Here is a 12,068-nt window from a genome sequence, read left to right as displayed (position 1 = left end):
GATTATCCTGGGCAATGCATAAGCATCAAACAATTTTGTTTACCCCGGGCATGACGCGCTACAATGTTCATCAACACCGTATTATCAAGGGAAGCCACGATGATTGACCCGAAGAAAATTGAGCAGATCGCGCGTCAGGTTCACGAATCCATGCCGAAGGGCATTCGTGAATTTGGTGATGACGTCGAAAAGAAAATCCGCCAGACGCTGCAGGCCCAGCTGGTTCGCCTTGATTTAGTCAGCCGCGAAGAGTTTGACGTGCAGACCCAGGTGCTGCTGCGCACCCGCGAAAAGCTGGCGCTGCTGGAACAGCGTCTGACCGAGCTGGAAAACCGCAATGCGGCAGAAGAAGTGAAGCCGGCACCGGCCATTCCGCCGGTGGACGATCGGGCATAAGTGCGTCCTGATGTGCCCGGCGGCGGCTACGCCTTACCGGGCCTACAGGTACGCGTAGGTCGGGTAAGCGAAGCGCCACCCGACATGAAAAACGGGCCACTCGGCCCGTTTTTTTACTGACTGTCTTTCTGGATCTTCTTAATGATGTTGGTGGTTGAGCACCCGTCCTCAAAGTTGAGCACCATCACCTCGCCGCCGTTGGCCCAGACCTCTTCGCTGCCCGCGATTTGCTCCGGCCTGTAATCCCCGCCCTTCACCAGCAGGTCCGGCAGAATCCCGGCAATCAGGCGCTGCGGCGTGTCTTCTTCAAATGACACCACCCAGTCCACGGCCTCCAGCGCGCCGAGCACGATCATACGCTGCTCCAGCGGGTTCACCGGACGCGTTTCACCCTTCAGGCGTTTGGTCGACGCATCGCTGTTGACCGCCACAATCAGGCGATCGCCCAGCTTGCGCGCGTTTGCCAGATACGAAACGTGGCCCGCATGCAGAATGTCGAACACGCCGTTGGTCATCACCACTTTTTCACCACGCTTGCGCGCGGCGGCGACGGCCACCTTCAGCTCGTCTTCGGTCATGACGCCAAAACCGGTGTCCGCTCGGCCGCGCACCGCGTTTTCCAGCTCAATCGGGGAAACGGTTGAGGTCCCGAGCTTACCGACCACCACGCCCGCCGCGGCGTTGGCAAAGTAGCACGCCTCTTCCAGGGAGTTGCCCGCGGCCAGCGTCGCCGCCAGCACGCCGATCACCGTATCACCGGCGCCGGTCACGTCGTACACTTCCTGCGCCTGGGTTGGCATGTGCAGCGGCGCTTTGCCCGGCTGCAGCAGCGTCATCCCCTGCTCGGAGCGGGTCACCAGCAGCGCGGAGAGCTCGAAGTCAGCAATGATCTTCATGCCGCGCTCAACCAGCTCTTCCTCGGTTTTGCATTTGCCCGCCACCGCTTCAAACTCGGAGAGGTTTGGCGTCAGCAGCGTCGCGCCGCGATAGCGCTCAAAGTCGGTGCCTTTTGGGTCGATCAGCACCGGCACATTCGCTTTACGCGCCAGCTGGATCATCGTCTGCACGCTGGCCAGCGCGCCTTTGGCGTAGTCAGACAGCACCAGCGCGCCGATATTGCCCAGCGCCTGATTAATGCGCTCGTGCAGCGGCTCGGGATCGACGCCTTCGAATCCTTCTTCAAAGTCGAGGCGGATCAGCTGCTGGTTGCGCGACAGCACGCGCAGCTTGGTGATGGTCGGGTGGGTCGGAACGGAAACGAAGTCGCACTTCACGTTCACGTCCGCCAGCGACTTGCTCAGCGCGCGGGCCGCATCGTCGATACCGGTCAGGCCCACCAGACGCGACTGCGCGCCCAGAGAGGCAATGTTCATCGCCACGTTTGCCGCGCCGCCGGGACGTTCTTCAATGGTGTCGACCTTAACGACCGGTACCGGCGCTTCCGGAGAGATACGGCTGGTCGGCCCATACCAGTAGCGATCCAGCATCACATCCCCAACAACCATTACTCCAGCACGTTCAAACTCTGGCAGTGTTACTTTCATTCCTGACTCCAGAAAGATTCACAATTTGCGCGCGATAATATCACACTTGCTTTGTTACGCACGGTTCCACCAGCCACTTCTGCCAGCTGGCCGTCACCTGGGCGCGTTCGGCAACAAAACAGTCCAGCGCCACGTGGCCCGGCTGCTCCTGCAGCGCCAGGTGATGAAGCTCATCGCGCAGCGTGGTGTAGGCGCGGGTTAAGGCCTGCGCCTCCTGCTCGTCCATGATGTCGTTTTGCGCCAGCAGTTCCAGAATGCGCACGTTATCGGACCAGCGGGTCAGCTTCGGCTTGTCGTGGGCGTGGAGCAGCACCAGATACTGGGTAATGAACTCAATATCGGTAATCCCGCCCTCGTCGGCTTTAATATCAAAGCGATCGCGGTGTTTATTGCCTAAATGCGCGCGCATTTTCTCGCGCATTTCGCGCACTTCCGTTTGCAGCGTGCAGCCCTCACGCACGGTGGTCATCACCGCTTTACGGATGGCATCGAACTGCGTTTTGAGCTGCGGATCGCCATACACCACGCGGGCGCGCACCAGCGCCTGATGCTCCCACGTCCAGGCTTCACTCTTCTGGTAGTCGGCGAAAGCGTCCGTCGAGGTGACCAGCATGCCTGCCGCGCCGGACGGGCGCAGGCGCGCATCCACCTCGTACAGAATGCCCGACGAGGTGCGCGTGCTGAACAGGTGCATGATGCGCTGGGCAAGACGCAGATAGAACTGACGCCCGTCGATTTCGCGCTCGCCGTCGGTCATCACGTCAACCGGGCAGTCGTGCAGGAAGATTAAATCCAGATCGGAGCTATATCCCAGCTCCCAGCCGCCGAGCTTGCCGTAACCGACCACGGCAAATCCTCTCCCCTCACGGTCAGCAAGGTGCTTCGGCTGGCCGTAGCGGGCCACCATTTGCACCCACGCCTGCTGCACGACCGCGTCAATAATCGCCTCCGCGAGCCAGGTTAAGTGATCGCTCACTTTCATCACCGGCAGCGTTCCGGCGATATCCGCGGCCGCCACGCGCAGCATCTGGGCCTGCTTAAACTGGCGCAGCGCCTCCAGCTGCTGCTCTTCGTCCTCTTCCGGCACGCGCAGGAGATACTGGCGCAGCTCGTCCCGGTACGCATCCGTTGCCGTCGGCTGATAAAGCGTGTTCGGGTCGAGCAGCTCATCCAGCAGCAGCGGATAGCGCGCCAGCTTGTTGGCCACCATCGGCGAGGCGGCACAGAGGGAAATCAGGTGCTTCAGCGCCCCCGGGAACTCGCTCAGCAGTTCAAGATAGGTGGTACGGGTGATAATCCCGCTCAGCAGCGGCATCATGCGCGACAGCGGCACCGGCGCATCCGCGCGCGAGCAGACCTCGCTCAGCAGGTGCGGCATCAGGTGATCCAGCACCTGGCGACCGCGCGGGCCGATGGCGCGCTTGTTCAGCTCAAGACGGAAATCGGCAATCAGCGCCACCACGCGATGGCGCGCGTCGTCGGTCAAGTGCGTCAGCACCGGCGTGGTGTCATCTTCCTGAAGCGCGTCCTGCCAGAGCTCGCGCCAGTGCTCGGAAAGCGCATCATCCGGCGATTCACTTTCGTCATCGCCAATCAGATCGTTAAAGATGCGGCGCACGCCTGCCATATGGGCATCGAGCCGTTCGGTCAGCGTTGACCAGTCGTCCACGCGCATGCCCCAGGCCAGACGTGCCCGGTTAAGGTCATCCCCCGGCAGGGTCTGGGTCTGTTCGTCGTTAATGCTTTGCAGCAGGTTTTCCAGACGACGCAGGAACAGATAGGCCTCGCGCAGGGTTTGCGCGTCGCCGTCCGGAAGCAGGTGCAGCTGTTCTATAGCGCTCAGCGTTGGCAGCAGCGAGCGGGACTGCAGCGACGGCTCGCGGCCACCGCGAATCAGCTGGAACACCTGAACGATAAATTCGATTTCGCGAATGCCGCCGGCGCCAAGCTTGATGTTGTCCTTCAGCCCACGACGGCGCACCTCGCGGGCAATCATCCCTTTCATATTGCGCAGGGACTGAATAACGCTGAAGTCGATATAGCGACGGAACACGAACGGGCGCAGCATGGCGCGCAGCTCGTTGGCGTAAGCGTCATCGCTGTCGCCCATGATTCGGGCTTTAACCATCGCGTAACGCTCCCAGTCGCGCCCCTGCTCCTGGTAATAATCCTCCAGCGCGGCAAAGCTCAGCACCAGCGGGCCGCTGTCGCCAAACGGACGCAGGCGCATGTCTACGCGGTAGACAAAACCGTCCTGCGTCGGCTGGTCCAGCGCCTTAATCAGGCGCTGGCCGAGGCGGGTAAAGAACTGGGCGTTGTCCAGCTCGCGACGCCCGCCGCGCGTGGAGCCGTTCTCCGGCCAGGCAAAAATCAGGTCGATATCGGAGGAGAAGTTCAGCTCGCAGCCGCCCAGCTTGCCCATCCCCAGAATCAGCAGCGGCTGAGGAACCCCTTCCTCGCTGCACGGCGTGCCCCACTCTTTACAGCAGGCGGCGTAGAGCCAGTCGCGCGCGGCGACAATCAGCGTCTGCGCCAGCTCGCTTAGCTGCTGCAAGGTACTCTCTTCGCTCACCAGCGCCTGCGCCTGCGCCCAGGCAATGCGCACCATCACCCTACGGCGGAACTGGCGCAGAACGCGCATCAGCGTGGCTTCATCCGCCACGTCTGCCAGCGCGGTTTGCAGCCAGCCGGCATACTGCCGCCACTCGTCCGCCTGCGGGGGCGCGGTCTCAAGCTCCGCCAGCCAGTCCGGATTAGCGGCGATACTGTCCTGCACAAAATCACTGAAGGCGAGCACGCCCCTGGCCTGCTCGCTTAACGATGACGCCGGTAATGACTCAGGCAGACGTTCGCAAACGGTCTGCCACTGCTGCTGTAACTGCGAAGAAAGCGGCATTATGGGGGTTCCTTGCCAGAGTTAACGTTTTCCGCTGTGCAGCCAGAACGGCTCCTGCGAAATGGCCTCGTTACGGAAATGCTCAATCTCAATATGCTGGCGGGTTTCAATGGCATGCTTCAGCCCCTGCCAGTTTTCCAGCCAGGCCTGCGCCTGTGGCCCGTCGTAGGCACCGGAAAGCAGCAGCATGCTGTCGATGTTGCGCGAAAGACGGGGAAGCTGATCGCCATACTTATCGCCGAGCGGATACGCAAAGGTACTTTTCAGCTCGGCGGCATGACGGGAAAGATGAATGTCCGCGAAACGCTTAAAGTTTTCCGCGATTTTGGACTCTGCTTTCGCATCCAGGAAGGCGCGCCAGCCGCGCGTGACCAGAAACTCGGTCAGCGCCAGCTTTGCGGCAGCGGCTTGCGGGCTGTAGATCGCCGTTTGCGCAGAGACGTCCGAGAGCATCAGCGTTTCGGTTTGCGTCAATAGATCACGTAAGTGAGCGCTCGCTTTTCGAGGAACGATACCGCCAAAGAGCGCCAGGGTATGGCGCACCAGGGCAATCGCCGCCAGCACGTGGGATTTCGCGTTTTTCACGTTTCGCGCCCACAGCTCTTCGTGGTACTGCCACTGCGAAAGCGCCAGCTCCAGCGCGGCTTCCAGACCCTGTTCAACGCTGGCTTTCGGCACAACGTGCAGGATGGTCGTCTCTTTCAGGACGCGCGGCGCATTCCCGGCGGCCAGATGATAACCGCGCGCGGCTTTACTCAGGCTTCCCTGACGCAGTCCGGACTGGTTCACCAGCCTGCGCGCCAGCTTCAGGACGTCATTCGCGTCACCTTCCAGCAGCTCAAGCTCCAGTTCGCAAATCGGTTCCTGGAACTCCCCCGCCTTCACCTCACCGAGATCGAGAGCGATTTCGATACGGCTTTTACCTTCCGTCACCAGCCATTTCTCGCGCCAGAAATCGGTGCTGAACAGCGGCTGCACCTGCTCCGCCAGCGTGGCAGGCAGTCCACCTTCCGGCCAGACGTCCGCCGGGAAGCGTTCCAGCTCAAGTTCTGGCTGGCTGATGTCGATATTGTATTCCGGACGCTGATGTAAACCGCCGACCACGCGGCCAGCAATTTTCATCGTCATCTCGTAGCGGCCGTTCGCGCCACGGATGCGCAGGCCCATATCGTGGCGACGCAGCCAGTTGTCCGGCGTTTCGTAATAGATATTAAGCAGTTGTACCGGTGCATGGTGTTCGCCGGAAAGGGTATGCAGATGCTGGCGGAGTGCGTCAACGCTGTCTTTTTCGACGATAAATTTTAATTCGATTTCCTGAGCCATAGCCTTGTACTTTTGCGGGCGTCACAGACGCGTCAATGAGGGCGAACTTCCTCGCCATTTGTTTGTCAGTACATAGTATTTTGCGCCAAATTGCCATGCAATGAGCAATTTGTCGGGCGTAAATGTCCAGAGTCGTGACACAGATGATTCCGATTGCTGACGAATGCTTTGCGTAGAGACACTGTTGCCACTACTATCGTTCCACTATTTATGAAAATAACGACTAATGATGCTTAAATTACGCCTGATTGGACTTACTTTACTCGCTTTTAGCGCCGCAACCGCAGTGCACGCTGAAGAGAAGCGTTACGTTTCTGACGAACTGAACACCTGGGTACGCAGTGGCCCCGGAGATAATTATCGCCTCGTGGGCACGGTCAATGCCGGCGAGGAAGTCACCCTGTTACAGACGAATGCCGACACTAATTACGGTCAGGTGCGCGACAGCACCGGCCGTACGTCCTGGATCCCGCTGAAAGAGCTGAGCACCGTGCCAAGCCTGCGCACCCGCGTGCCGGATCTGGAAAATCAGGTGAAAACCCTGACCGACAAGCTGAACAACATCGACGGCACCTGGAACCAGCGCACCGCTGAAATGCAGCAGAAAGTGGCGCAGAGCGACGGCGTGATTAACGGCCTGAAGGAAGAGAACCAGAAGCTGAAAAACGAACTGATTGTCGCGCAGAAGAAGGTGAATGCCGCCAATCTGCAGCTCGATGACAAACAGCGCACCATCATCATGCAGTGGTTTATGTATGGCGGCGGCGTGCTGGGCGTCGGTCTGGTGCTGGGTCTGGTCCTGCCGCACCTGATCCCTAGCCGTAAGCGTAAAGACCGCTGGATGAACTAATTCGTCTTCTCTGCCAGACTTACGTATCATTCTGGAAAAGAGAAAACGGGAGAGTGGGGCGTGAAGAGTTATCTGGTCGGTGGTGCGGTACGTGATGCGTTGTTAGGTCTGCCGGTCAAAGATAAAGACTGGGTGGTGGTTGGCGCCACCCCGGAAGAGATGCTCGACGCGGGCTACCAGCAGGTAGGAAGCGATTTTCCCGTGTTCCTGCACCCGAAAAGCCGTGAAGAGTACGCCCTGGCGCGCACCGAGCGGAAATCCGGCTCGGGCTATACCGGCTTCACCTGCTATGCCGCGCCGGACGTCACGCTGGAGCAGGATCTGCTGCGTCGCGATCTCACCATCAACGCGCTGGCGCAGGACGAAAACGGGCAGATCGTTGACGCCTATGGCGGCCAGGACGATCTGCGCAATCGTCTTTTACGCCACGTCTCCCCCGCGTTTTCTGAAGACCCGCTCCGCGTGCTGCGCGTGGCGCGCTTTGCCGCGCGTTATGCCCATCTCAGCTTCCGTATTGCCGATGAGACAATGGCGCTAATGACCGCCATGACCGAGGCGGGCGAGCTTGAACACCTGACGCCAGAGCGCGTCTGGAAAGAGACGGAGAATGCCCTCACCACGCGTAATCCGCAGGTCTTTTTCCAGGTCCTGCGCGACTGCGGCGCGCTGAAGGTGCTGTTCCCGGAAATCGATGCGCTGTTTGGCGTACCTGCCCCGGCGAAATGGCATCCGGAAATTGATACCGGCGTGCATACGCTGATGACCCTGAGCATGGCGGCCATGCTTAGCCCTGACGTTGACGTGCGCTTTTCCACCCTGTGCCACGATCTCGGCAAAGGCTTAACGCCCAAAGAATTCTGGCCTCGCCACCACGGGCACGGCCCGGCAGGGGTGAAGCTGGTCGAGGGGCTGTGCCAGCGTCTGCGCGTGCCGAACGAGATCCGCGATCTGGCGAAACTGGTGGCCGAGTTCCACGACCTGATCCACACCTTCCCGATCCTGAAACCGGCCACCATCGTGAAGCTGTTCGATAACATCGACGCCTGGCGCAAGCCGCAGCGCGTCGAGCAGATCGCGCTCACCAGCGAAGCGGACGTGCGCGGTCGGACCGGGTTTGAAGCGTGCGACTACCCGCAGGGACGTTTACTGCGTAAAGCCTGGGAGGTGGCAAAAGCGGTGCCGACGAAAGACGTTATCGAGGCGGGGTTTAAAGGCCCGGAGATCCGCGAGGAGCTGACAAAACGGCGGATTGATGCCGTCGCGGCGTGGAAGGAAAAGCATTGCCCTCAGCCGAAAGACTGAGGGCTGTGGGTCATCAGAAGAAGACCACGTATACCGCAGCCGCCACGATAAAACGATAGATCGCGAACGGAATAAACGAGATACGTTTAATTAGCTGCAGGAAGGTTTTGATGGCAATCAGCGCCACGATAAACGCGGTGATGAAGCCGACAGCGAACATCGGAATGTCGCCAGCCGTCAGGAAGTGATAGCTCTTATAGACGTCAAGCACGGTGGCGCCCATCATCATCGGCACCGCCAGCAGGAACGAGAACTCTGACGCGGCGTAACGGCTTACGCCCATCAGCATCCCGCCGGAGATGGTAGCGCCTGAACGGGAGAAGCCCGGCCACAGCGCCAGACACTGGAAGCAGCCAATGATAAACGCCTGGCGATAGGTCATATCGTCCACACCTTCCGCACGCGGCGTTTTTGGCTTCAGCACTTCGGCGGCAATCAGCAGGACGCCGCCGACCACCAGCGCATACATCACGTTAATCGGATTAAACAGCGATTTGATGGCGTCGTGGAAAACCAGGCCCAGCACCACCGCCGGGATCATCCCGAGCAGAATATGGATCAGCGACAGGCGGCCTTTACCGGCCCCTTCGTGCTGAGGCGGACGGCCAAAGTGAATGCCGATCAGCCCAAACAGGCGGCGCCAGAACATCACCACCACCGCCAGAATTGACCCCAGCTGGATCACGACTTCAAACGTTTTCGCGGTATCGCCTTCAAAGCCCAGCAGATGGCCAACGATAATCATATGGCCGGTACTGGAAACCGGTAAAAACTCCGTCAATCCTTCGACCACACCCAGTATTGCCGCCACCAGCAGCGAGTGCATATCGCTCATCTATAAACCCCTAAAAAAGATATAAAAAAACGGTGTCCCAAACGGACCACCGATAAGATACAGTCTTGAGACCGTTATAGCCTAAAATGGTTTAGCTATTATGACGTTAAATCTTTTCTTTCAGATTTGTGCCACGCTCGATAATGACCCCCACATTGGCGGCGCGCGCCACCGCGCCAGGCTTGCTCAGCTTGATGCGCACCCACGGTGAATTGAATCTGGTCAGCAGCAGTTCCGCCACCTCTTCCGCCACACGTTCCACCAGCGCAAAACGCTGCCCTTCGACGTGGCCGATGACCGTTTCGCTGATGTCGGCATAGCTCAGACAGTCGTTCACGTCATCGCTTTTTGCCGACTTGCGGTTATCCCAGCCCATTTCGATATCGAACACCAGCTTCTGCTCGATGGTCTGTTCCCAGTCGTAAACACCAATAGTGGTGATTACCGAAAGTTGCTCTATAAATACAATATCCATCACGACCTGCCTGCTTTTTGGCTAAACCGGATACCACTTCCGGCGAATTATGCGTATTATCCACAGATGCTGAGAATACAGATACCTTTTCAAAACGGAACAGCGTTATGAGTGCAATCGCGCCTGGAATGATCCTCCTCGCCTACCTTTGCGGCTCAATCTCCAGCGCCATTCTGGTCTGCCGCATTGCCGGGTTACCTGACCCGCGCGAAAGCGGTTCCGGGAATCCGGGAGCGACCAACGTATTACGAATTGGCGGCAAGGGAGCAGCCGTAGCGGTTTTGATTTTTGATGTGCTGAAAGGAATGCTTCCCGTCTGGGGCGCTTATGCGCTGGGCGTCACGCCGTTCTGGCTCGGGCTTATCGCAATCGCCGCCTGCGTCGGCCACATCTGGCCCGTATTCTTCGGTTTTAAAGGCGGCAAAGGCGTTGCAACCGCCTTTGGTGCCATTGCGCCCATCGGCTGGGATCTGACCGGCGTGATGGCAGGTACCTGGCTACTGACCATTCTGCTGAGCGGCTATTCGTCGCTGGGCGCTATCGTCAGCGCGCTGATCGCCCCGTTCTACGTCTGGTGGTTCAAGCCCCAGTTCACCTTCCCGGTGTCGATGCTCTCCTGTCTTATCCTGCTGCGTCATCACGACAATATCCAGCGCCTGTGGCGTCGTCAGGAAACCAAGATTTGGACGAAGCTCAAGAGGAAGAAAAAAGACGCCCCATAAGGTTAGTTATGCCTTATAGCCAAATGTGATTTTGGTCACCTTCTGTCTGTGGTAACTGTGAGAGACACAACACAACCACACAAGAAGAAAATGGCTGAAATTACAGAAACCACTCCCCTTTCAACGGCAGGAAATCACCCCGACGGCGACATCCAGTGGGTGCGCAGCGCCTCGGATGTATCCCGCCTCGTTAATGACGGTTCTCAGGGCCGGGCAAACGCCCGTATCGTGGTCGGTATCGCGCTGGGCGGGATATTCCTCGATGCCTACGATCTGGGCGCGCTGGCGTTCGGCATTAAAGATATTACCCGTGAATTTAACCTGACGCCCGCCGGTACCGGCATGGTGGCTTCGGCGATCACCTTTGGCGCGATTGTCGGGGCGCTGCTCGGCGGTTACCTCACGGATAAAATTGGGCGCTACCGCGTTTTTATGGCGGATATGGTGTTCTTCGTGGTGGCCGCCATCGCCTGTGCGCTGGCCCCCAATGAATATGTGCTGGCGGGCGCCCGCTTTGTCATGGGGCTTGGCGTGGGGATCGACCTCCCCGTGGCGATGGCGTTCTTAAGCGAGTTCGCGAAGCTGAAAGGCCCTGGAAACAAGGCCTCCAGCGTCGCGATGTGGTGCCCCACCTGGTATGCCGCCATCAGCATCTCCTACCTGCTGGTGCTTTTTTTCTACACCGTGCTGCCGGCAAGCCACAGCGACTGGCTGTGGCGTTTGATCCTCGGCTTTGGCGCGGTGCCCGCGCTGGTCATCATCGCCATCCGCAGCCGCTATATGAGCGAATCGCCGGTCTGGGCGGCGAACCAGGGTAACCTGAAAGAGGCAGCGTCCATTTTACGCCAGTCCTATAACATCAACGCCCACGTGCCGCAGGATGCGCTCAGCCAGCCAGCTCCCGTGGTGAATAAAGCGAAATGGTCCAACTACCTGAACCTGTTCCGCGGGAGCTATCTGCGGCGCACCACGCTCGCCACGCTGCTGTCCGTCGTCTCCTCGTTTGCCTATAACGCCGTAGCGTTTGGACTGCCGGTGATCGTCTCCAGCTTCTTTGTCCAGTCGATGCTCACCACCATCCTGATTTCTCTGGCGCTTAACCTGCTGTTTGCGTTCGTCGGCGGGCTGCTGGCGGTACGCTACGTACCGCGCTTCGGCGCATGGCGGATGTCGCTGGCGGGTTATGCCTGCCAGCTGGTCGCGCTGCTGGGACTGGCGCTGATTGGACGACCGGAAGGCGCTTCTGAAGGCGTGCTGGCCGTCGCGATGCTGGCGCTTTTCCTGTTTGGTCAGGGCGTTGGCCCGGGCGCGCATACCATGACGTTTGCCTCGCTGAGCTACCCAACCTCGCTGCGCGGCGTGGGCGTGGGTCTCAACCAGACGCTAATGCGCAGCAGTTCCACGCTGTCGCTGTTCCTGTTCCCGCTGCTGGTCGCGTCACTCGACACCGCCGTATTCTGGGTGATTGCGCTGGCGCCGTTTATCGGCCTGGCCTCGCTGCTGGCGATCCGCTGGGAGCCGTCCGGATATGATGTGGATGCGGAGGATTATCGCTAGCCTTTCCTGCCGGGTGGCGCTGCGCTTACCCGGCCTACACTGCGCATTATCTTGTAGGCCCGTGCAAGCGTAGCGCCGCCGGGCGAAAATCACATGAGCCGTTTTTTATCCATAAGCGACTCATATGACAGCCTTCATTTCTGCCAGGGCATACTGAAATGACCCGAT

General features: G+C 59.3%; 10 protein-coding genes. 5 read left to right on the top strand and 5 right to left on the bottom strand.

The features are described 5' to 3' along the window. Nucleotides 1-99 precede the first annotated feature (99 nt). Nucleotides 100-396 (top strand): ubiquinone biosynthesis accessory factor UbiK, encoded by a 297-nt coding sequence (gene ubiK / locus ACJBF3_RS18775; protein WP_045330058.1) that lies wholly within the window; start codon nt 100-102, stop codon nt 394-396. Between the two features lie 113 nt (nt 397-509). On the opposite strand, the gene hldE is transcribed toward ubiK, so the two are convergent. Genes hldE through ACJBF3_RS18760 form a run of 3 tightly spaced genes read right to left on the bottom strand, consistent with a single transcriptional unit; the run spans nt 510 to nt 6,159 of the window. Further along, nucleotides 510-1,940 (bottom strand): bifunctional D-glycero-beta-D-manno-heptose-7-phosphate kinase/D-glycero-beta-D-manno-heptose 1-phosphate adenylyltransferase HldE, encoded by a 1,431-nt coding sequence (hldE, locus tag ACJBF3_RS18770; protein WP_045330055.1) that lies wholly within the window; start codon nt 1,938-1,940, stop codon nt 510-512. A 40-nt stretch (nt 1,941-1,980) separates the two neighbouring features. Then, entirely contained in the window at nt 1,981-4,836 is a 2,856-nt protein-coding gene (glnE, locus tag ACJBF3_RS18765) for a bifunctional [glutamate--ammonia ligase]-adenylyl-L-tyrosine phosphorylase/[glutamate--ammonia-ligase] adenylyltransferase (RefSeq protein WP_045330052.1), read from the bottom strand. A gap of 21 nt (nt 4,837-4,857) precedes the next feature. Then, the gene (locus tag ACJBF3_RS18760; protein WP_045330050.1) at nt 4,858-6,159 is read right to left on the bottom strand and encodes an inorganic triphosphatase; all 1,302 of its coding nucleotides are present in this window, start codon (nt 6,157-6,159) and stop codon (nt 4,858-4,860) included. A 229-nt stretch (nt 6,160-6,388) separates the two neighbouring features. Here ACJBF3_RS18760 and ACJBF3_RS18755 point away from each other — a divergent pair, with 229 nt between their 5' ends. Next, nucleotides 6,389-7,009, top strand: coding sequence for a TIGR04211 family SH3 domain-containing protein (locus tag ACJBF3_RS18755; protein WP_024906484.1), 621 nt, complete (start codon nt 6,389-6,391; stop codon nt 7,007-7,009). A 60-nt stretch (nt 7,010-7,069) separates the two neighbouring features. After that, nucleotides 7,070-8,311: a multifunctional CCA addition/repair protein gene (locus ACJBF3_RS18750; protein WP_045330049.1), complete on the top strand. Its 1,242-nt coding sequence runs from the start codon at nt 7,070-7,072 to the stop codon at nt 8,309-8,311. Between the two features lie 13 nt (nt 8,312-8,324). Here ACJBF3_RS18750 and bacA read toward each other — a convergent pair whose 3' ends face one another. Continuing rightward, on the bottom strand, nt 8,325-9,146 hold the full coding sequence (bacA, locus tag ACJBF3_RS18745; protein WP_045330046.1) for an undecaprenyl-diphosphate phosphatase: 822 nt from the start codon (nt 9,144-9,146) through the stop codon (nt 8,325-8,327). Nucleotides 9,147-9,252: 106 nt separating this feature from the next. Further along, nucleotides 9,253-9,621 carry a bifunctional dihydroneopterin aldolase/7,8-dihydroneopterin epimerase gene (gene folB / locus ACJBF3_RS18740; RefSeq protein ID WP_045330043.1) on the bottom strand — a complete coding sequence of 123 codons (369 nt, stop codon included), beginning with the start codon at nt 9,619-9,621 and terminating at the stop codon, nt 9,253-9,255. Nucleotides 9,622-9,728: 107 nt separating this feature from the next. Here folB and plsY point away from each other — a divergent pair, with 107 nt between their 5' ends. Next, on the top strand, nt 9,729-10,343 hold the full coding sequence (gene plsY, locus ACJBF3_RS18735) for a glycerol-3-phosphate 1-O-acyltransferase PlsY (protein WP_008502955.1): 615 nt from the start codon (nt 9,729-9,731) through the stop codon (nt 10,341-10,343). 90 nt (nt 10,344-10,433) lie between these two features. After that, on the top strand, nt 10,434-11,900 hold the full coding sequence (locus ACJBF3_RS18730) for an MFS transporter (RefSeq protein WP_045330041.1): 1,467 nt from the start codon (nt 10,434-10,436) through the stop codon (nt 11,898-11,900). The last annotated feature ends 168 nt before the right edge of the window (nt 11,901-12,068 follow it).

The sequence above is a fragment of the Enterobacter sp. PP-008-ECC_S150 genome (assembly GCF_045257065.1).
GTDB classification, from domain to species: Bacteria; Pseudomonadota; Gammaproteobacteria; order Enterobacterales; family Enterobacteriaceae; genus Enterobacter; species Enterobacter chengduensis.
Note: the sequence above shows the minus strand (reverse complement) of the source record. Positions and strands in the feature narration are given on the sequence as shown.